15 protein-coding genes are annotated in these 20,949 nt (G+C 72.4%); 8 read left to right on the forward strand and 7 right to left on the reverse strand.

Going from position 1 to position 20,949, the window contains the following annotated elements:
• Nucleotides 1-412 precede the first annotated feature (412 nt).
• Both V6V16_RS03715 and V6V16_RS03720 read left to right on the forward strand, forming a co-directional pair.
• Nucleotides 413-3,781, forward strand: coding sequence for a CARDB domain-containing protein (locus tag V6V16_RS03715; protein ID WP_334559466.1), 3,369 nt, complete (start codon nucleotides 413-415; stop codon nucleotides 3,779-3,781).
• A 313-nt stretch (nucleotides 3,782-4,094) separates the two neighbouring features.
• Nucleotides 4,095-4,745 carry a hypothetical protein gene (locus V6V16_RS03720; protein WP_334559646.1) on the forward strand — a complete coding sequence of 217 codons (651 nt, stop codon included), beginning with the start codon at nucleotides 4,095-4,097 and terminating at the stop codon, nucleotides 4,743-4,745.
• A gap of 124 nt (nucleotides 4,746-4,869) precedes the next feature.
• On the opposite strand, the gene V6V16_RS03725 is transcribed toward V6V16_RS03720, so the two are convergent.
• From V6V16_RS03725 to V6V16_RS03735, 3 genes are all read right to left on the reverse strand, one after another.
• On the reverse strand, nucleotides 4,870-5,778 hold the full coding sequence (locus tag V6V16_RS03725) for a hypothetical protein (RefSeq protein WP_334559468.1): 909 nt from the start codon (nucleotides 5,776-5,778) through the stop codon (nucleotides 4,870-4,872).
• A 272-nt stretch (nucleotides 5,779-6,050) separates the two neighbouring features.
• Nucleotides 6,051-7,091 carry a trypsin-like serine peptidase gene (locus V6V16_RS03730; protein WP_334559469.1) on the reverse strand — a complete coding sequence of 347 codons (1,041 nt, stop codon included), beginning with the start codon at nucleotides 7,089-7,091 and terminating at the stop codon, nucleotides 6,051-6,053.
• A 266-nt stretch (nucleotides 7,092-7,357) separates the two neighbouring features.
• Complete coding sequence (locus V6V16_RS03735) at nucleotides 7,358-8,923, reverse strand: class I SAM-dependent methyltransferase (protein ID WP_334559470.1); 1,566 nt, start codon at nucleotides 8,921-8,923, stop codon at nucleotides 7,358-7,360.
• 149 nt (nucleotides 8,924-9,072) lie between these two features.
• Between V6V16_RS03735 and V6V16_RS03740 the strand changes: the two genes are divergently transcribed.
• The 3 genes from V6V16_RS03740 (at nucleotide 9,073) to V6V16_RS03750 (ending at nucleotide 13,894) form a co-directional block, all read left to right on the forward strand.
• A complete protein-coding gene (locus V6V16_RS03740) occupies nucleotides 9,073-10,377 on the forward strand; it encodes a DUF1800 domain-containing protein (RefSeq protein WP_334559472.1) in 1,305 nt (434 codons plus the stop codon).
• Nucleotides 10,378-10,395: 18 nt separating this feature from the next.
• Nucleotides 10,396-11,637, forward strand: coding sequence for a DUF1501 domain-containing protein (locus tag V6V16_RS03745; protein ID WP_334559473.1), 1,242 nt, complete (start codon nucleotides 10,396-10,398; stop codon nucleotides 11,635-11,637).
• A 265-nt stretch (nucleotides 11,638-11,902) separates the two neighbouring features.
• Nucleotides 11,903-13,894, forward strand: coding sequence for an endo-1,4-beta-xylanase (locus V6V16_RS03750; protein WP_334559475.1), 1,992 nt, complete (start codon nucleotides 11,903-11,905; stop codon nucleotides 13,892-13,894).
• A gap of 273 nt (nucleotides 13,895-14,167) precedes the next feature.
• Here V6V16_RS03750 and V6V16_RS03755 read toward each other — a convergent pair whose 3' ends face one another.
• Both V6V16_RS03755 and V6V16_RS03760 read right to left on the reverse strand, forming a co-directional pair.
• A complete protein-coding gene (locus V6V16_RS03755) occupies nucleotides 14,168-14,899 on the reverse strand; it encodes a GAF and ANTAR domain-containing protein (protein WP_334559476.1) in 732 nt (243 codons plus the stop codon).
• 53 nt (nucleotides 14,900-14,952) lie between these two features.
• On the reverse strand, nucleotides 14,953-15,837 hold the full coding sequence (locus V6V16_RS03760; protein WP_334559477.1) for a GAF and ANTAR domain-containing protein: 885 nt from the start codon (nucleotides 15,835-15,837) through the stop codon (nucleotides 14,953-14,955).
• Nucleotides 15,838-15,977: 140 nt separating this feature from the next.
• Here V6V16_RS03760 and V6V16_RS03765 point away from each other — a divergent pair, with 140 nt between their 5' ends.
• The 3 genes from V6V16_RS03765 (at nucleotide 15,978) to V6V16_RS03775 (ending at nucleotide 18,993) form a co-directional block, all read left to right on the forward strand.
• Complete coding sequence (locus V6V16_RS03765; protein WP_334559478.1) at nucleotides 15,978-16,418, forward strand: STAS domain-containing protein; 441 nt, start codon at nucleotides 15,978-15,980, stop codon at nucleotides 16,416-16,418.
• Between the two features lie 366 nt (nucleotides 16,419-16,784).
• Nucleotides 16,785-18,137, forward strand: a complete 1,353-nt coding sequence (locus tag V6V16_RS03770) for an AI-2E family transporter (protein ID WP_334559479.1) — start codon at nucleotides 16,785-16,787, stop codon at nucleotides 18,135-18,137.
• Between the two features lie 37 nt (nucleotides 18,138-18,174).
• Nucleotides 18,175-18,993, forward strand: a complete 819-nt coding sequence (locus V6V16_RS03775; protein WP_334559481.1) for a hypothetical protein — start codon at nucleotides 18,175-18,177, stop codon at nucleotides 18,991-18,993.
• A 220-nt stretch (nucleotides 18,994-19,213) separates the two neighbouring features.
• Here V6V16_RS03775 and V6V16_RS03780 read toward each other — a convergent pair whose 3' ends face one another.
• Together V6V16_RS03780 and V6V16_RS03785 are read right to left on the reverse strand one after the other, a co-directional pair.
• Complete coding sequence (locus V6V16_RS03780; protein ID WP_334559482.1) at nucleotides 19,214-20,494, reverse strand: MFS transporter; 1,281 nt, start codon at nucleotides 20,492-20,494, stop codon at nucleotides 19,214-19,216.
• Between the two features lie 59 nt (nucleotides 20,495-20,553).
• Nucleotides 20,554-20,904: a hypothetical protein gene (locus tag V6V16_RS03785; RefSeq protein WP_334559484.1), complete on the reverse strand. Its 351-nt coding sequence runs from the start codon at nucleotides 20,902-20,904 to the stop codon at nucleotides 20,554-20,556.
• Nucleotides 20,905-20,949 lie beyond the last annotated feature (45 nt).

The following is a 20,949-nucleotide window of genomic DNA, read 5'->3' on the forward strand; positions in this document are numbered from 1 at the left end:
GCCGGCCGACCCGCACGGCATCGGTCGGGTGCGGGACGGGGACGGTGATCCCGCCCGATCGCGGCGCGGCGATACCGGGCCGGGCGCGGGCGCCCAGCGGACCAGCCCGCGCCGCCCGCACCCCCAGGCGGCCCAGACCGCGCCGCCGACGGTCGTCGCTCCGGCAGGGCCCCCGGACGGACGCGGATCCCGCGGCCGCGTACCGCCTCGGGACCGGGCGACCCTCGCGAACCGGACCGTTGACGAACGGGTCACCCATCTGAAACATTGACGGGCATCTCCCGAAAGAAGTAGGCATGGGAGCGCAAGAAGGCGATCACCGCCCCGGAATTTCCCGACTTCCTCGCCCGCATCCCGACCGTCGCGGTCCGCGCCGCGTGCTCCACCGTCGATCTCACAGAACAGGGACGCCATGAAACGAAGGAAACTCGGCCGACGGCTGCTCAGCGGTCTCCTCGCGGCCGGCCTGATCGGCCTGACGGCCATCTCGCCCACCCCGGCGCTCGCGGCCGGGGGGCCCAACCTGTCGGTCGGCAAGGCGGCCTCGGCCAGCGGATCCAACGGCGGTTACGTCGCGGCCAACGTCAACGACGGCAACCAGCAGACGTACTGGGAGAGCCCGTCGAACGCGTTCCCGCAGTGGGTCCAGATCGATCTCGGCAGCAGCGTCACCATCGACCAGGTGAAGCTGAAGCTGCCCGCCTCGACCGCCTGGGCCACCCGCACCCAGACCATCGCCGTGCAGGGCAGCACCGACGGGAGCAGCTTCAGCACGCTCTCCGGGTCGGCCGGACGGGTGTTCGACCCGGCGTCGGCCAACACCGTCACCATCGGCTTCGCCGCCGCGGCCGTCCGCCACGTACGGCTGAGCGTCACCGGCAACACCGGCTGGCCCGCCGCCCAGATCGCCGAGTTCGAGATCTACGGCGTGGACGGCCCGGGCGGCGGCGACCCCGGCGTCCCCGGCGGCACGAACCTGGCCGCCGGCAGGCCGATCGAGGCGTCCTCGTCGATCTTCACCTTCGTCGCCGCCAACGCCAACGACAGCAGCCCCACCTCCTACTGGGAGTCCGCCGGATTCCCGGCGACCCTTACGGTGAAGCTCGGCGCCGACGCCGACGTCACGGCGGTCGTGGTCAAGCTCAACCCGGACCCGGTCTGGGGCGCCCGCACGCAGAACCTCCAGATCCTGGGCCGCGCGCAGACGGCCACCGGCTTCACCGCGCTGAACGCCCCGGCCAACTACTCCTTCGACCCGGCGAGCAACCAGAACACCGTGACGATTCCGGTCACGGGCCGGGTGGCGGACGTACAGCTGAGGTTCCTCAGCAACACCGGCGCGCCCGGCGGTCAGGTCGCCGACCTCCAGGTACGGGGGGCCTGGGCCCCGAACCCCGACCTCGTCGTGACGACGACGACCTGGAGCCCCGCGACGCCGAGCGAGGCCACCCCCGTCACCCTGTCGGCCACGGTCAGGAACACGGGTAACGCGGCCGCCGGCGCGACCAAGGTGGACTTCCGGCTCGGCGGCACCGTGGTGGGCAGCGCCTCCGTCGCCGCGCTCGCCGCCGGCGCCTCGACCACCGTCTCGGCGAACATCGGCACGCAGGCGATGGGCAGCCACACCGTTACCGCGGTGGTTGACCCCGCCAACACCGTCGCCGAACGGAACAACGACAACAACAGCTTCACCTCGGCCACCCAACTGGTCGTCACCCAGGCTCCCGGCCCCGACCTCCAGGTCGTCGGCGTCACCTCCAACCCGTCCAACCCGGCCGTCGGAGCGGCCGTCACGTTCGCCGTCGCGGTCAGGAACCGCGGCATCACCGGCGCCCCCGCCAACTCCGTGACCCGACTGACGGTGGGCGGCACCACGCTGAGCGCCGACACGGCCGCGGTGGCCGCCGGCGCGACGGTCAACGTGGCCGTCGGGGGGAGCTGGACCGCCACCGCCGGCGGAGCCACCATCACCGCCACCGCCGACGCCACCAACGTCGTCGCCGAGACCAACGAGTCCAACAACTCGTTCTCGCAGGCCGTCGTGGTCGGGCGCGGAGCGGCCACGCCGTGGGTCGAGTACGAGGCCGAGGCCGCCCGCTACCAGGGCACCCTGCTCGAAGCCGACCCCCTGCGCACGTTCGGGCACACGAACTTCGCCACCGAGTCCTCCGGGCGCAGGTCGGTGCGGTTGAACAGCACCGGGCAGTTCGTCGAGTTCACCTCGACCAACCCGTCGAACTCCATCGTCGTGCGCAACTCCATCCCCGACGCCCCGGGCGGCGGCGGCATCAACGCCAGCATCAGCCTCTACATCAACGACGTCTTCGCCCAGAAGCTGACACTCTCGTCGCGGAACAGCTGGCTGTACGGCACCACCGACGACACCGAGTCGCTGTCAAACACGCCGCAGGCCGATGCCCGACGGCTCTTCGACGAGTCACACGCCCTGCTGTCGCGGTCCTGGCCGGCAGGGACCAGGTTCAAGTTGCAGCGGGACGCGACCGACACCGCGTCGTTCTACATCATCGACCTCATCGACCTGGAGCAGGTGGCACCGCCGGCCACCAAGCCGGCCGAGTGCACCTCGATCACGGCCTACGGCGCGGTCCCCGACGACGGGATCGACGACACCGCCGCCATCCAGCGGGCGGTGACCGACGATCAGAACGGCGTGATCAGCTGCGTCTGGATCCCCGCCGGGAAGTGGCGGCAGGAGCAGAAGATCCTCTCGCCGGACCCGAACCGCGGGCAGTACAACCAGCGGGGGATCCGGAACGTCACGGTCCGCGGAGCGGGCATGTGGCACTCACAGCTCTACACCCAGACCGAGCCGCAGAACGTGGTGGGCAACATCAACCACCCGCACGAGGGCAACGTCGGTTTCGACATCGACGACAACACCAGGATCTCCGACCTCGCCATCTTCGGCATGACGACCAACCGCGCGAACCGGGGACACGGGCTGAACGGGCGGTTCGGCAGGAACACGAAGATCAGCAACGTGTGGATCGAGCACGTCAACGTCGGCGCCTGGGTCGGGCGGGACTACTCCGACACCCCCGCCTACTGGAACCCCGGCGACGGGCTCGAGTTCACCGGCATGCGGATTCGCGACACGTACGCCGACGGCATCAACTTCTCCAACGGCACGCGCAACTCGCGGGTGTTCAACTCGTCGTTCCGCACCACCGGGGACGACGCCCTGGCCGTCTGGGCGAACCCCCGGGTGAAGGACGCCAGCGTGGACGTCGCGCACGACAACCGCTTCCTGAACAACACCATCCAGCTGCCCTGGCGGGCCAACGGCATCGCGATCTACGGCGGCTACGGCAACACGATCGAGAACAACCTGATCTACGACACGATGAACTACCCCGGCATCATGCTGGCGACCGACCACAGTCCGCTGCCCTTCTCCGGCACCACCCTGATCGCCAACAACGCCCTGCACCGCTGCGGCGGCGTCTTCTGGAACGAGGACCAGGAGTTCGGCGCGATCACGTTGTTCCCGGCGACGACGGACATCACCGGCGTCACGATCCGTGACACGGAGATCCACGACTCGACCTACGACGGCATCCAGTTCAAGAACGGCGGAGGCAACATGCCGAACGTCGCGATCACCAATGTGAGGATCGACAGGTCGAACAACGGCGCGGGCATCCTCGCCATGAGCGGCGCTCGCGGCAACGCCGTCCTGACCAACGTCACCATCACCAACTCGGCCGACGGCAACATCGTGAAGGAACCCGGCTCCACCTTCTCGATCACCGGCGGCTGACCCCGTCCGGCAACCCCCGCGCGAGGTGTCCCCGGCCGCGGCCGGGGACACCTCGCGCCGCGCTGGCGGGGCCGATCCAGCACCCGCGCTGGCCGGTCCGCCCGCCGCCGGCGCGCCGATCTCACGGAATGCGCGTACGGTGAGGGTGCCGCCCGGGAGTCCGGCGGCTACCAGGCCGTCGCCGCCCTCGATCTCCCCTTAGCGGATCATGATTCGCCCCCGAGCCGGCGGCGCCGCTCTCCGAACCGTCCGTGGACGCGCTCGACGCTCCGCGGAACATGTGCCATGAGCAACACGAAGGAATGTGAGCGCGATGGTCGACATCGCCAACGGTCGCGAGACCCCTGCCCCGGTCACTGCCCTGGCCACCGCCGAACGGCCGGTGCCGGGCACCGGGCATCGACCCGGCACCGGCGAGCGCGGCGCCGCCGGCACCACCGCGCGGGCGGACGCCACGTTCACGCTCACCGGGCGCACGGCCGCCGCGGCGCGGTACCTGCTCGCCGGCATCCGCCTCGCCCTCGGCTGGGTGTTCCTGTGGGCGTTCCTCGACAAGCTGTACGGCCTGGGCCACGGCACCGCCTCCGGCGGCGCCTGGGTGAACGGCGGCAGCCCCACCGCCGGCTTCCTCGGCAAGGCCACCGCCGGCCCGTTCACCGGCTTCTACCAGTCGATCGCCGGCAGCGTCGTCGCCGACGTGCTGTTCATGGCGGCCCTGCTCGGCATCGGCGCCGCGCTGCTCCTCGGCATCGGCATGCGGGTCGCCGCCGCCGCCGGCGCGCTGCTCACCGTGCTGATGTGGACCGCGGTCCTGCCGCCGGCCAGCAATCCGTTCATGGACGACCACCTCATCTACGCCGCCGTCCTGATCGTCCTGGCCCTGCTGGGCGCGGGGAACACCTGGGGACTCGGCCACACGTGGGCGGCGACACCGCTGGTGCGCCGCAACCCCTGGCTGACCTAGGAACAGCGGCGGGCGCGATCTGCCGCTGGCCGGCAGGTCGCGCCCCCGGTCAACCGCTCGGCACCGATCGGCGGCCGCGGCCGTGCCCGTCCCAGGTGCCGGCCCGATCGCCGGCGCGGACAGCTCAGCGCCGGGCGCCGCCCGGTCGGCCCCGACCGGCCCCGGAGGCCCGGTGCCCGATGCGCGGAGCCCGTAGCACCGCGGCGTTGCCCCCACCGGGGCGGAAGTCACGTGCCGCGCCGGCAACCATCTCGTCGGGGTCGCGGCCGAGCGCCTGCCGGATGTGCGGCGGGACCAGCTCTGACGTCGCCATCGCCAACCGCACCTGCACGGAGCGGTCGTCGACGAGTCGGCGCAGATCCGCCTCGTCCAGCTCGACCGAGACCACCAGCGCGGCGCGCACGTCCACCACGGGATCCTGGGCGAGCGCGCTGCGCTGGGCCGGGGTGGTGCGCGGGTTGCGGGCGAGCCCCTTGCGTACGCGCGCGGTGCGATCGGCCAGCAGTGCGGTGATCACGCCAGGGTCGTGGGTGTGGGTGGCGAGCCGTTCCCGTACCTCGGGTGAGACGTCGTCGACCAGCCGCGCGGCCAGCTCGGGCTCCAGCTCGCGGGTCTCCGCGAGGAGGCCGCGGAGCTCCTTGTCGGGAGCCTGCGCCATCACCCGGCGGACCGACTCGGTGCAGGCCGGATTGCCGGCGACCGCCCAGCGGACCCACCGGTCGGCGTCCTTGACGAGTAGCAGGAGATTGGCGGCCGAGGTCGAGGGGTTCCGCGCCACCGCCTCCCGGACGGAACGATCGCGGTCCCGGGTCAGCGGGCGCAGTGCCTGCGCGGGCGCGTCGGTGCGGGACGCGACCGCCCTACGGACCACGGCCGACGGATCGGACGCCAGGTCGATGAGGGTCATCTGTGACGTCGTGGGGTCCTGCGCGACGGCGAGCCGCGCGTCGACGCTGCCGCCCGTCGCATCGTCCGCGGCGGCACCTGACCCGTTGTGACGGTCGGGCCCGTCGACGTCCTGCTGTTTCCCCATGGCGCCATCATGTCACGGGCCCGAGCGGGGCACGGCGAGCCCTGACCAGCGCCCCGACGGTGACCCGGCGTCACTCCCGCTCGACCGGGCCGGGTCGGCGGCCCAGGGGTGATCGACAACCACCTGGGCCGCCGGGGCTTCCCGTGCCGCGGCGACGGCCACCTGCCCGTCGCCACCTGGACGGCGGTGCCGTGGCAACCGCTACCGCGGCCGGGCGCCTCAGTTCCTGGTGCGGCTGGCCCGGCCCACGCCGCTCCGCCGCCCGGCGCCGGTCAGTTCTTGACCTTCGCGTGGTCGTAGAGGTCGGCGACGTCCTCGTCGAAGTACGGGCCGTACATGTTGCCGGAGAACTTGTACGAGGCCACCGAGTGCACGTGCCCGTAGCCCAGCGAGTTGTTCCAGGCCCGCAGGAAGGGCCCGCCGCTGGTGCCCTCGTTGAGCGGGCAGTCGACGAGCTTGACCCGCTGGCTCCCGGCGGCCTTCGTCGTGCTCTGGCAGTAGTGCTGCCACCTGCCGTCGAAGGGCGCGGCGCCGGGGTAGCCGAGCAGGGTGGTGGCGACGGCGCGGGGGTAGTTGAAGCTGATGCCCTCCCCGCCGGTGACGTCCACCAGCCGCTTGCCGTTGCGCGGCCAGATGGTGACGAAGCCGTAGTCCCACCACAGGATGTCGTGGTTCACCCAGCCCTTGGTGGAGGTCATGCTCCGGGCGTTCCACAGCCCCCAGGACGACGGGCCGTCGGCGTAGTTCGGGGCGAAGACCCAGTTGGTGTACCAGTTGCCGGAGCCGTCGCCGGGGTGCAGGCAGTGCCCGGCCGTGGAGACCAGGTTCGCCTTGGCCGTGTTGATCGCACTGGCGGAGCAGAAGTGGTCGTCACCGTCGACGTCGGTGAAGAAGACCCGCCCGACAGCGGGTGAGGCGTTGACGGACCGGATCCCCGCCCCGGCGGAGAGGTTCCGGGCCGAGAGCGAAGAACCGGCGACCGCCGTGCCCGTGCCACGCGGACCGATCGGCTCCGCGCCCGAGCGCGGCTCACCGACCCGACCCGGCCGGTCCGCGGCCTCCCCGGCCAACTCCTCCTCCCCCACCGGCGGTTCGAGCGGCGTCGCGGCTCGCATCCGCTCCGGCGTCCAGTACGCGTCGGTGAGGAGCTGCGCGGTTGCCGCGTCCCGCACCGGCCGGCCGTGGAACGTCGCCTCCGCCTCGGCAGGGGTTCCGTTCGGCGTGGTCACGCTGGCCTGTGCCGGCGTGCCGACCAGGGCGAGCCCGCAGAACATGGCGGTGACCGCCGGGATGATGCCGTGACGCCTTCGCACCCGATCCTCCTTCTGAGCCGGCCCGGGTGGCCATCCGCCACGGGCCCGGCACAGGTGACGCTAGGGGCTGTCACGTCGGCGAGCACCGCTCTGTCGGCATTGGTGCACAGACCCGAATCTGCTTGCGCCTTCTCGCCCTCGCCTGCCTCGCCGCCGCTGCCGCCGCGCTGGCCGTCGACGCGGCCCACGCCGGCACCGCCGACGGGACGGACCCGGCACGCGGACCGCCACGTCCGGCCACCGGGCAGCGGGCAGCCACCGGGGCGTCAGGTGTTGACCGGACGGCGGGCGACCAGGCGTACGTGGGTGACCGGCCAGTCCAACGGCTCGCCCGCCGGGGTACTGAGGGCGGCCACCGGGGCGAGCCGGTTGGTGACGATCCAGTCGTTGCGGGACGTTCCGCTCGCGGCGTCGATCTCGAAGCCGACGTCGGTCAGCAGCGACTTCCAGTCTGCGTACTCCAGGCCACAGAACTGCTCCTGCGTCTCCGACAGCCAGTTGTCGGTGTAGTCCTTGCGGGTGAGGAAGTCCATCGCCGCGCCGAGGGTCAGCTCGACCACGCCGTCCGCCCCGTCCACCGGGCGGTACGCGAACGGGAACCGGTAGTCGACCGCGAACTGGTCCAGCCGGGCCCGGGTCGACAGGGCGCCGACGTACGCCGCCGCCTCGCCGGGCGGCACGGCCGCCAGGTCGGTACGCGGCCGGGGCGGGTTGACGCCGTCCGTCGTGGCCAGCCGCAGGTGCACCGTCCGGTCCTGGCCGTCCGGCCCGCACACGTCACTGTTGATCCACACCCCGCCGGGCACGGTGTGCTCGTAGAGGGCCCGCACGAACCGGCGCAGCGAGGCCATCCGCTCGCCGTACGACCAGATCTCGTGGGTCAGCGCGAAGGTCATCGTGGTGTCCACGGAGCGCGGCGCGAACACCGCCCCGCCGAGGACGTTGCGCCGGTAGAAGAAGACGTTCGGGTTGGTGAAGACGCCCTGCGCCTTCTTGTGTACGCACTCCTCGAACAGGTGCCGGGCCACCTCCACGCCGATCAGGTCGCTCTCCCGCAGGGCCGGCTCCCGGTCGGCCAGCTCCAGGACGGCGCCCGCGCCGCAGCCGACGTCGACGATCCGCCCCGGCCGCACGTGCTCGCGCACCGCGTCCCACTTGCGCTGCGCGGCGTCGCTGAACGCCTCCGCGTACGTCCGGTAGTCGCGGGTGGCGGTCAGCCCGCCCTCGTCGCCGACCACCGGGTCGTTCACCACCGAGCGGACCAGGTCGTCGAGCCGGTAACGGCGGTACACGTCGACGGTCGCCGGGTGGGTGAGGTCACGCCACGACGGGTCGTCGTCGGCCAGCCGCAGCAGGACGTCCCACGGCCGCACCGGTGCCGGCCGCACGTCGGCCTCCACCCCGGCGATCCGGAAGCCGAGCCGCTCGTACATCGCGGCGACCTCCGGCGTGGAGCAGGCGACCACCGTGTCCGCCGGGGTCAGCTCCAACCCGGTGGACGCCGCGACGGTCTTGAGGGTCACCTCGGCGAACCTGTCGGTCGGCGCGGTGTCGAAGACCGGCACCACCACCGACCGGAGCCCGGCGAGCACGCTGAACCGTTCGATCGCCGCCTCCCGCCGGTGGTACGGGACCGGGTTGCGCCGGGTGTTCTCGTGGTTGGCCGAGGTGACCGCCCAGACCACGGTCACCCCGCCGGCGTCCTCGCCTCCGGTCGCGTCGTCGCGGTCGGTGCCGTCTCCGTCGCCCTGCGCGGCGAGCTGGCGCAGGTACCCGGCCTGGAACCGGGTCAGCAGGTGATGGCGGCCGGGAAAGAGCAGGTAGCGGGGCATGGCACGTTCCTAGCCGATGCGCGGCGGGCGGTGCGCGGCAGGGGGTGCCCGTCGACCGGCCGAGGGCCAGGAGCCCGGCGGAACGCCCGAACCGCACCCGCACCGGGCATTTACCTTTCTCGAACACGATCTGACTAGGGTCGGTCCACATGACTGAGCGGGAAGCGGTGGCGCATCTGCTGCGCCGGGCGACGTTCGGGCCGACCGCCGACGAGGTGGACGCCGCCGAGCGGGCCGGTACGGCGGCCACTCTCGACCGGCTGCTGGCGCCACCCGGCACCGACCGGGGCGGGACGGCCACCCCGTTGCCGGACCTCGGCCCGGAGCCGGCCGCGGGGCTGACCCGGGACTCCACCCGGGAGCAGCGCCAGCAGGCCAACCAGCAGCGCCGGGAGCAGACCCTGCGGCTGATCCGCTGGTGGCTGGACCGGATGGTCAGCACCGGTGACCAACTCGACGAGAAGCTGCTCTTCTTCTGGCACGGGCACTGGGCCACCAGCGAGCGGAAGGTCAAGTCGGCTCGCCTGATGCTGCGCCACCTGGAGACGCTGCGCCGCCACGGGCGGGGTCCGTTGCCGCCACTGGTCGACGCGATGGTCCGGGATCCGGCGCTGATCCTCTGGCTCGACGGCCAGCGGAACACCCGCAAGGCACCCAACGAGAACCTGTCCCGGGAGCTGATGGAGCTGTTCACCCTCGGCCACGGCAACGGCAACGGCTACACCGAAGCGGACGTGAAGGAGGGCGCGCGGGCGCTCACCGGCTGGGTGGTGGACCGCGGCACCGGGGTGGCGCGGCTCGAACCGCGTCGACACGACTCCGGCCCGAAGACCATCCTCGGTCAGCGCGCCGACTTCGACGCCACGTCGTACGCGGCCCTGCTGGCGCGGCGGCCGGAGACGGCGCGGTTCGTGGCCGCCCGGCTCTGGTTCCGGCTCGCCGGGACAGCGGAGCCACCGGCCGACCTGGCCGGCCCCGACACGGTGACCACGTTACGCCGGATCTTCACCGCACCGGCCTTCACGCTGACCCGGGACACCCTGGTCAAGCAGCCGGTCGAGTGGCTGGTCGGCGCGCTGCGGCAGCTCGGCGTGCGACCCGCGGAGCTGCCCGAGGCGGCCCAGCGGCAGCTGCTCGCGGGCCTGAGCGCGATGGACCAGGTGCCGCTGCGCCCGCCGAGCGTCGGCGGCTGGCCGGCGGGCACCGCCTGGCTGACCACCTCGTCGGTGCAGGCCAGACTGCGCCTGGCCGACGCGGTTGCCGGCGCGGCGGCCCGAGCGGTGCTGGCCCGGTTGACGGCCGCGCCGCCCGCCGGTCGGCCGGACGCGCTGGCCCGGCTGTTGGTGGTCGACGCATGGAGCGACCGCACCCGGGCGGCGCTGACCCCGCTGGCCGACCAGCCGCGCAAGCTCATCGTGGCCGGTCTGGTCAGCCCCGAGTACACGGTCTGCTGACCGGGAGGAGACGAGACCATGGACACCCTGACCCGACGGCGGTTCCTGGTGGCCAGCGGGGTGGTCGGCGCGGGCGCCCTGGCGGCCGGCGCCACCGCGTACGGCCTGAGCGACCTGCTCGCCACCTCGGGCGAGCGTGACCCGCGGGCACGCACCCTGGTGCTGGTCACTCTCTACGGCGGCAACGACGGCCTGAACACCGTCATCCCGTACGCCGACCCCGCCTACCGCGACGCCCGCCCCGAGCTGGCGTACACCGGCGAGGAGGTAAGGCGGCTCGACGACGAGGTCGGGCTCAACCCGGCGCTGGCCGGGCTGCACCGGCTGCACGGCGAGGGACGGCTGGCGGTGGTCCGGGGCGTCGGCTACCCGAAGCCGGACCGCAGTCACTTCCGCTCGATGGACATCTGGCAGACCGCCCAGCCGGAGCGGCCCGGCAACACCGGATGGCTCGGGCGTTGGCTCGACCGGGCCGGAGGCGATCCCCGCCTCGCGGTCTCCTTCGAACCGGCGTTGCCACCGCTGCTGGCCGGGGAGCGCAGTGCGGGAGCGGCGGTGCCGGTGGCCGAACGAAAGGCCTCCCGGGCGCTGTCGGAGGCCACGCTGGCCGGGTTCGCCGCCGCCTCGCCGGAGGACTCGCCGGCCCGCGCCCGCGCGGCGGCGTGCTTCGCCGACCTGCGCAGCGTCGACGAGCTGATCCGCGAGGTACGCGACACCGAGGCGGCAGCCGACCAGGAGCCGGACGGCGAGGCCGCCCCGGCCACCGCGACCGGCGGCGCGCGTACCCCGCTCGACGCCCAACTGGACCTGGTCGCCCAGTGCGTCGAGGCGGAGGTCTCGACCCGGGTCTTCTCGGTCTCCCTGGGCGGCTTCGACACCCACGCCGACGAGAAGCAGTTGCAGGAGGTCCTGCTCGGGCAGGTGGACCGGGCGGTGAGCGGTTTCGTGGACCGGATGGCGCGGAGCGAGGCGGGCCGGAAGGTGGTGCTCATCGTCTACTCGGAGTTCGGCCGCCGGGTGCGGGCGAACGCCTCGGACGGCACCGACCACGGCACCGCCTCGAACGTGCTGCTGCTCGGCTCCGGCGTGCGGGGCGGGCTGTACGGGGAACCGCCGAGCCTCACCGAACTCGACGACGGCGACCTCAGATTCACCACGGACTTCCGGGACGTCTACGCCACGCTGGTCGAGCGGGTGCTCGACACCGACCCGGGCGAGGTGCTCGGCGGCTGGCGCGGCCGGCTCGACGGCGTTCTCTGAGCCTGGGCGACCTCGCCGGCGACGAGCCGTCCACCCCGACGCGCTCCTGTCGCCCGGGCCCCTGCCGGCGCGGGCGTGGCGGGGCTCGCCGCTCGGCCACACGGTGCTGGAGCGCCGCGTCCGTGATCCGTACCATCAGTCCAGCGGGAGCGGGACCACCGACCACCGGCATGCGGGCTCATGCCGGTCGACCGGCGTGCGACCGTCTCCGCGAGAACCTCGCCCAGCGGTCCGCGCGCGCCCATCCGTACCGGAAGGACACCCCATGCGCGCTCCCTGGACGCGCCGTCACCGCCTCCTGCCCGGGCTGTTGGCCCTGGCCTGCCTCGCCACCGTCGCCGTGGCCGCCGCCGCGCCGCTGTCCACCCCGCCCGCCCGCGCCGCCGACCCCGTCCTCGTGCTCGACGCCACCTTCGAGGACGGCACCACCCAGGGCTTCCGCCCCCGGGCCGGGGAGACCGTCGCGGTCAGCACCGCCGTCGCCCACGGCGGCACCCACAGCCTGCTCGCCTCCGGCCGCACCGCGAGTTGGCAGGGCCCCGCCCTCGACCTGCTCGACGAGATGGTCAAGGGAACCCGCTACACGCTGACGGTGTGGGTGCGGCTCGCCGCCGGCCAGTCGCCCGGCCAGGTCCGGCTCAGCGTGCAACGCGACTCCGGCGGCACCTCCGCCTACGACCAGGTGGTGGGTGACACCGCGGTCACCGCCGACGCCTGGGTCCGGCTCAGTGGCACGTACGTGCTCGCGCACGACGTGGACGGGCTGTCGGCGTACGTGGAGACCGTCAGCGGCACCGCCGACCTGCACATCGACGACTTCACCATGGCCTACCAGCCGACCAGGCCGGTGCAGACCGACATCCCCGCCCTGCGTGAGGTGCTGGTCGCCGACTTCCCGATCGGGGCGGCGATCGGCAACCGGCAGATCATCGGCGACCAGGCGGTCCTGCTGCGCCGGCACTTCGACACGGTGACCCCCGGCAACGCACTCAAGTGGGACGCGACCCAGCCGACCGAGGGCACCTTCCGGTGGGCCGACGCCGACACGCAGGTCGGCTTCGCCACCGACAACGGCCTGGCGGTACGCGGACACACCCTCGTCTGGCACCAGCAGACGCCGGCCTGGGTCTTCACCGACACCGACGGCACCCCGCTGACCTCCGACCCGGCCGACAAGGCCCTGCTGCTGTCCCGCCTGGAGGCGCACATCCGCGCGGTCGTCGGCCGGTACGGCGACGCGATCGGAGTGTGGGACGTCGCCAACGAGGTGATCGACGAGAACCAGTCCGACGGGCTGCGGCGCAGCCGCTGGTACGAGATCAGCGGACTGGACTACCTGCGGACCGCGTTCCGGGTGGCCCGGGAGGTCGCGCCGACGGCCGAGCTCTACATCAACGACTACAACACCAACGTGCCGGCCAAGCGCGACAAGCTGCGTGACCTGGTGGGTCGACTGCGCGCCGAAGGGGTGCCGATCGACGGCGTCGGGCACCAGATGCACGTCAACGTCCAATGGCCGTCGGTCGCCGAGACCGAGGCGATGCTCCAGGCGTTCATCCCGCTCGGGGTGGAGCAGCAGGTCACCGAGATGGACGTCAGCATCTACGTCGACAGCGGCGAGTCCTTCCCCACCCCGCCGGCCGACCGGTTGCTGACCCAGGCGTACCGGTACCGGGACCTCTTCGCCCTCTACCGCCGTTACGCCGACGAGCTGACCTCGGTGACCCTGTGGGGGCTGGCGGACGACGACACCTGGCTGGACACCTTCCCGGTGGCCCGCAAGGACGCGCCGCTGCTGTTCGACACGGAACTCCAGGCCAAGTCGGCGTACTGGGGGATCGTCGACCCGAGCCGGATCAACCCGACTCCGACGCCGACCGTCTCCCCGACCGTCTCGCCAACCGTCTCGCCGACGCCCACGCCGACCACGGGGCCGGAGACCTGCCGGGCGACGTACACGGTCACCAACCAGTGGCCGGGCGGCTTCCAGGCGAGTCTCAGGATCACCAACACCGGGCCGCGGGCGCACGACGGCTGGACGGTGCGCTGGCGGTTCGCGGACGGGCAGCTGATCCGCCAGCTCTGGAACGGCACGAGCCGGCAGGACGGCGCGGACGTGACGGTCACCCCCACGTCCTGGAACTCCGCCCTGCCCGCCGGCGGGACGGTCGAGTTCGGTTTCCTCGCCGGCTGGTCCACCAGCAACAACCGCCCGGTCGGCTCCACCCTCGACGGGCTGGCCTGCGCGACCGGTTGATCCACCGCTCCGTCGTACCGTCGACTGGGCCTGCCCGCCGTGTGTCGGTGACCAGCCGCGCGCCCTCGCCGAGGGTGACCGCTTCCGACCGGAAGGGCCGCTTGCCGCACGAGGCCCCAGCGAGGAGACGGTGGGAGGTGGCCGGGCCGGCCCGGCCCGGCCACTTCCGTCTCCGTCTCCGGTTCCCGATGCGATGGCTGTTTGCCGTCGGCGCGAGGTGGAGGTCAGGGGGCGGCGGTCACGACCGGATGGGCCGGCCAGCCGAGCATGCCTTCAGGCGTGGAGGTTGTTTGCCAGCATGGCCGGATCACTGACGAAGGCGTGGGCCACCTCGGTCAGTTTCCGGTTGTGGCGGCGGGCGTAACCGCGGATGACGGCGAACGCCTCGTCCACGTCGACACCTGCGGCCTGCGCGACCGCGCCCTTGGCCTGTTCGATGACGACGCGGCTGTTCAGCGCGCCCTGTAGTTGCTCGGTGAGGAGCTCACCGCGTCGGATTGCGCGCTCCTGCAGCAGCCCGATCGCCGCGACATCCGCCAGAGCCTGCACCACCGGTACGTCGGTGTCCTCGAAGTCGCCACCCTTGGTGCCACCGAAGACATTCAACGCTCCGATCACCTGCGTGCGCAGCCGCATCGGGAACGCGTGCACCGACTGGAACCCGGCGGCGGTGGCACGCGGTGCGAATCGGGGCCACCGGTCATGGGCTTCGCCCAGGTTGACGTTGATGACGGGCACGGCGGTCTGAAAGGCCTCCAGGCACGGGCCCTCGTGATTCTGCAGCTGGAACAGCTCCACCAGTTTGACGTTCTCGTTGGAGCCCGCCATGAACTCGAGCCGGCCGTGTTGATCGGCCAGGACGAGCCCGACGGCAGCCGCACTGACCAGGTCGGCCGCCCGCTCGGTCAGCATGTGCAGGAAATCGATCAGGTCGAAGTCGTCCACCAGGGTGTCGGCGACCTCGACGAAGATCTTCGCCATCCGTTCGGCGGAAACGATGGTCATGCTTGCCTCCCGGCTCGTCCGGCCCTTGTCCACGCAGTCACAGAAACCTGGCGTTACGGCTCGGCGCGGTCAAACCGCAGCCGGCGCGCGACGACATCCCGGGTCACCTCGCTGAGACGGCGGTCCTCGGCGTACGCGTAGGCCCGGATCCGCACCATCGCCTCACCGAGGGTGACCCCGAGCTGCACCATGACCATCCCCTGGGCCTGGAACAACTCCGCACGGTACCCGGCCGCATCGTCGTCGATGTCGGCGACACCACGGCCTCCCGCCTGCTCCTGCCGGTCGAGCAGAGCGGTGACGGTGACGTCGGCGAAGGTGAGGGCGTCGGTGAGTTCCGAGTTGGTCAGCGGGCCGGTACGGTCGCGGAACAGGTCCAGGACGCCCAGGCGGGCAGCGCCGATCTGCAGCGGGAAGGCGAACACCGCGCGGAGGCCGTCCTCGTGGGCGGCGGGGGCGTAGAACGGCCAACGACCGCCCGCGCGGGCCACGAGATCGCCGAGATCGGAGATCAACACCGGGCGGCGGCTCGCGAAGGCGTCGATGCAGGGTCCTTCACCGAACATGAACTGCAGTTCCTCGATACGTTCGCTGACCGGGTCGGTCGCGGCGGCGGCCCCCAGGACCCCGTCCCGGGTCATCACGCTGATGCCCGCGCCGGACGCTGCCAGCTCCTGCGCTGCGGCACCACACACCCGCCGCAGCAGGCCGTCGTTGCCGCCGGATCCGCCGGGGTGCCGCAGGATGAGGTCCTTGATGACCGCGGTGCGGTCATCCATCGCTCGCACCGACGTCACGACTCGCGCCGGCGCACCGGCACGATGGACAGGAAAGCAGGAATTGTGGTCGCGGCACGGCTGGCACCTTCCTGAGGTGCCGCCGAAGGATGGGCAGCAGGGCTCGCGGATCCGGTGGGTCGAGCCTAGCCGCGAAGCCATCGCGTCGCACGGAGAGCACGCGTCGCCGGCTGGCTGAGCAGTCGCGCGACCAGGCGTAACGCGGTAGCATCCTGGACACGGTCCCTTCTGAACCGTTGCCCCAGCCCCCGGCATTCGTCGAACCGTGCCGAGGTGAGGCTATGGCCCAGTTGTCCGGCGAACACTTCGTCCTCACCGTCCTGACTGCCCCAGGCGCCCCCGTCGCCCTGGTCCGCCTCGCCGGGGAGATCGATCTGGAGGCCGGTCCGGCGCTGTCAGACGTGGCTGACCGCCTGTCCGCCATCGCGCCGAGCGAGATCGTCGTTGACGTGGCTGCTGTCACCTTCGCCTGCTCCACCCTGCCCAACTTCCTCGCCCGGGTGCACCTCACCCTCCCGGACGACACCGCGCTGATCGTCTGCCGTCCGACGACCAGCACACGACGGGTGCTGGACATGACGGCCATGGGGCACATCGCGACGCTGCGCGACGACCTGCCGACATCCGGTCCGTGGATCCCGACCCAGGGTGCGGGACAGTTCGAGCCCGCGGCCGCAGCCCCGAAGCTCGACGTGCGCCGGCCTCGTTCCGCCCACACCTAGCCCCGCCCGGCGATCACGGCCGCACGAGGTCCTGCCGCCCGGCGGCTGATCACCGACCTGCGGTGTCCATCCGGAGGTCGAGCGTCCTTTCCGCCGCGGTCGCATCGGCTGGCCCACCTCCCGGTGGCCGCTCCGGGCCCACCGCAGATGTCCGGCTCGATCCGCTGCGTCGCTGCGGCGGTCTCGCGGTCGTCACCATGAGGAGTTTCGATGCCAGTACCACCTTCTGACGCCACGGACCCGGTCACCACCTGGGCTGACACTGCCCGGCGCCGGGCGCGGAACCGCCTCGCCGCAGCCCGGCGGGGGTGGGAGCCGCCGCCATTCACCGCCGGCCCGCAACTGGGGGACACGTCCGCGCCGGTCATGGTCGTGGAGCAGCCACCCACGGTCGACGACGGTCTACCCCGAGGGGTACGCACGGCCGGGGCGTGGGCATGGCGGATCATCCTGTTCATCGCGGCGGCATACCTGCTCGTCCGCCTTGTCGGCCTGCTGCGCGTGGTGGTGATTCCCGTCGCTGTCGCACTGCTACTGGCGGCGTTGTTCGAGCCGATGGCCGCGGCCCTGCGCCGCAGGGGCATGAACCGGACCCTGGCCGCCGTGCTGGTCCTCGTCACCGGCCTGACAGTGGTCTTCGGCGCCCTCACCCTCATCGTGCGGACCTTCATCTCGCAACTCGACGATCTGGGCACGCAGGTCGGCGAGGGCGTCGACCAGATTCAGACCTGGCTGGCGCAGGGCCCGCTGAAGCTGTCCCAGACCCAACTCGACGACGCCGTCGACCGCCTCCAGGCGTCGGTCACCGACAACCAGGCCGCCCTCACCTCCGGCGCGCTGAGCACCGCCGCCACCATCGGCGAGGTCGCCGCCGGGTTCTTCCTCGTCCTGTTCACCCTGTTCTTCTACCTTCGCGACGGCGGCCAGATCTGGGCCTTCCTCTGCCGACTCCTCCCCCGCGCCGCCCGCATCCCTACCGCTCGGGCCGGGCACTACTCCTGGCACACCCTGGTCTCCTACGTGCGGGCCACCGTTCTGGTGGCGCTCGTCGATGCCGTGGGCATCGGCATCGGCCTCGCGGTGCTGGGCATCCCCCTCGCGCTGCCGCTGGCCGCGCTGGTGTTCCTCGGCGGCTTCATCCCGGTGGTCGGCGCCACCGTCACCGGAGTCGTCGCCGTTCTCGTCGCGCTCGTCACCGAGGGACCAGTCAGCGCGCTGATCATCCTCGGTGTCGTCATCGCCGTTCAGCAGGTCGAAGGGCACCTGCTCCAGCCATTGATCATGGGTCGAGCGGTCGCCCTGCACCCACTCGCGGTGATCCTCGCGATCGCCACCGGGGTCCTCGTCGCGGGCGTCGTCGGTGGCCTGGTGGCCGTCCCACTGCTCGCCGTGCTCAACACCGCCATCCGCTACCTGGCCCAACACCCCGAGGGCGAGCCCACAGCGGACCGCACACCGCCGGGCACCCGACCCACTGATCCCTTGCGGGCTGCGACGGAAGAGGCGGCCGAGCAGGCCGAGCAGCGCAGCGATCCCGCCGCGCCACCAGCGGCGGCCACCTCCATCCGCCAGGCCGACGAGGCGCGCGAGCCGGCTCGCGCCGGGCCTGTGGGCGTCGCGGACGTACCGACCGAGGCAACCGCTGGAGATTCCGGGGCGGCGTCGGGCCTCGCCGGGCCGGAGCTGTCCGGTTGCACGCCCACCAATCGACAGATCTAATTGCCTGATGCGCTTACTACCGGCGAAGGACCTTCCGATGACCGTGCGGCTACGACGGACGCTGATCGCCGCGGCGACGGCGGGAATGATGGCGCTGATCCCGGCGGTGCTCGCGCCGACGTCCGCGCACGCGTGGGGTTACGGCGTCAACCGGGTACAGACCGCCGCCGAGGACGGCCATGCCCAGACCGGGATGGGTCCGGGCTGGGTGTTGCTCAGCTACAAGGCCAACGGGCCGATGGTGGGCTACCTGTTCGCCCGCGACTTCGTCTTCGCCGACGGCACGGTCAAGACCAGCTTCGACCACATGGACATCCGGGACACCGGCGACGGCTCCGCCGGCAACTCCGAGGGGATCACCCGGTGGCCGTGGGGACACGCCGCGGGCAGCTTCGACGGCTGCGCGTACGCCTACGGCACGAGCAAGTTCGCCATCGAGCGGACCGGTTTCATGACCAACTCCTGTGCCAACGGCCCGTCCGTCGTGGGCTCCAGCAAGGCCGACGGCTCGCCCGACTCCCTGCGGTGGTGGCACTCGGAGGCGGTCTTCTGCACCGCCTCGGGCACCGACCCGCTGTGCAGCCCGTACGGGGTCTGGAGCGAGAACAAGGGCGGCGGCCTGAAGGTCACCCGCAGCACGACGCCCTGCCCGGTCTACGGCAACATCGGCGCCGCCGCCGCGTACGGCTCCAGCAACGCGACACCGACCCATCTGCTGGGCACGGTGCCGGCGGGGGCACAGGTCGACGTCCGCTACGTCACCAAGAGCCGCCAGTACGTCATGGCGAAGTGGAACGGACAGCGCCTCGCCGGAGGGATCGCCTGGGGGTTCTTCCCCCGCGGATGCCTGAACTGATCGCGGCCCCTGCGCCGGCACGCCCACGCGGTGCCGTGTCCCAGCACCGGCCCGCGCGCGTCGCCGCCGTGTCGGCCGTGGTGGGACAGCAGGACGACCACGTCGAGACCGGCCCGCGTCCGCGCGACCAGCCGCGGTCGGCGGCGGGACGGCGGCCGCCTCGGGTGGTCGGAGCGGACCGCCACCCTGCCCTGCCGAGGACGGGCCGGAGCGGTGCGCGTCAGACGCGCGGCCGCACCGGCGGTGGTGCGACCGCCACGGCCGGCAGGTCCGGGGCGGCACGGAACGGTCGCCGGACGCCGATCGCCGCACACGCCGCGGAGGCCACCCCGGCGACCGCGCAGAGGATCCAGAGGCCGGAGTCGATCCGGTTCCAGGCGAGCACGCCCGCGGCCGGGCCGAGGGCGAGCCCGAGACCGTACATCGTCTGCGCGATGCCGATGTACCGGCCCTTGACCGGTGCCGGCGCGGTGGCGGCGTGGGCGAACATCGTCGGTCCGCTGACCATGACTCCGGCGACGAGGGCGAGGGTGCAGATCAGAACGAGCGCGAGCGACCCACCGGCCAGGCCGTAGCCGGCGATCCCGGCGGCGAAGAGCAGCGTGCCCAGCCCGCCCGCGACGCTCGGACGCCAGCGCCGCACCACGCTGGTGACCTTCAGCTCGCACGTGATCAGGACCACCGAGGCCAGCGTGAGGGCGGCGCTGTAGACGACCGCGGGGTGACCGGCCGCGGAGAGGCTCAGCGGCAGCACGGCGGTGAACTGCGCGTAGATCATCGAGCTGAGCAGCATCGCCGCCAGGTAGACGACGAACCGGGTGTCGCGGGCCATCGCCCGGTATCCGGCCGCCGGCGCGGGCGCGGCACCGGACGACGCCGCCCGACGAGCGGCCCGCCCGTCGCCGGGCAGGAGCGTGATCGCCAGGACGGAGTACGCCAGGGCGGTCATGGCGTCGATCCAGAAGAGCAGGTTCCAGTTGACCATGATCGCTCCGGCGGCGAGTAGCGGACTCACCGCCGCTCCCGCGTTCATCGCGATGCGCATCATCGAGAAGGCCATCACCCGGTGCTGTTCGGGCATCAGGTCGCTGAGCATCGCCGCGGCCGCCGGCCGGTACGCGAGCGTGGCCGCCCCGGCCAGAGCGGTGACCGCCAGCAGCGCCGGGTAGCGCTCGGGCGTGCTCAGCCAGGGCATGGCCCCGATCAGAAGCGCGGAGCCGGCCATCGTCGCGGCGATGGTGGCGCGGGTGCCGACGCGGTGGGTCAGCTCCCCGCCGAGCAGGGTGCCGGCGACCGCACCGAGGCCGAAGGCGCTGAGGCAGACGCCTGCCTGGGCGACGGAGAGGCCGCGGTGCACCAGGTAGAGCACGAGGAAGAGCTGGACGAACGCGCCGAGCTGGTTGACGAGGACGCCCACCAACAGGTGTCTGACCGGCCGGGGGGTGGCCCGGATGGACGCGATCACCCCCGGCGCGTGCGTGGGTGCTGCCGTGCCGGACATGCGGGCCTCCTGTCACCGTGCCTGCGGGATGGGCGGGATGGGCGGGATGGTGGTGCGCCTCAGCGGGCCGCCTCCTCGATGGCGGAGGTACCGGCGCCGGCGCGCGGGGCGAATCGCTCCCACTCCTCGTGCAGCCGGATACGCCCGTCGGCGAGAACCTCCGGCCGGCTGGTGCTCCGGCCGGAGATGACGTCGCCACCACGCAGCACCATGCTGTAGGAGAAGGCGATCGTGCCGTCCTCGGCGCACCGGCCGACGAGCGAACCGCGGCGCACCTCGCCACCGGCGAAGTCCGCCCAGACCAGGTCGCCCTGCTGGTGGTAGGTCGCCGTCGTCGCGAGGTCGTCGGTCACCTCCTCGGGCCTGCGGAAGCGTCGGCCGTCGTAGCTGATGGGTGGGTCCGTGGTCATGCGTTCCTCCTTCGGGTGCCGTGCCGCCGGTCCGGCCCGCGGTCG

The organism is Micromonospora sp. CPCC 205561 (assembly GCF_036906775.1).
Lineage (GTDB): Bacteria > Actinomycetota > Actinomycetes > Mycobacteriales > Micromonosporaceae > Micromonospora.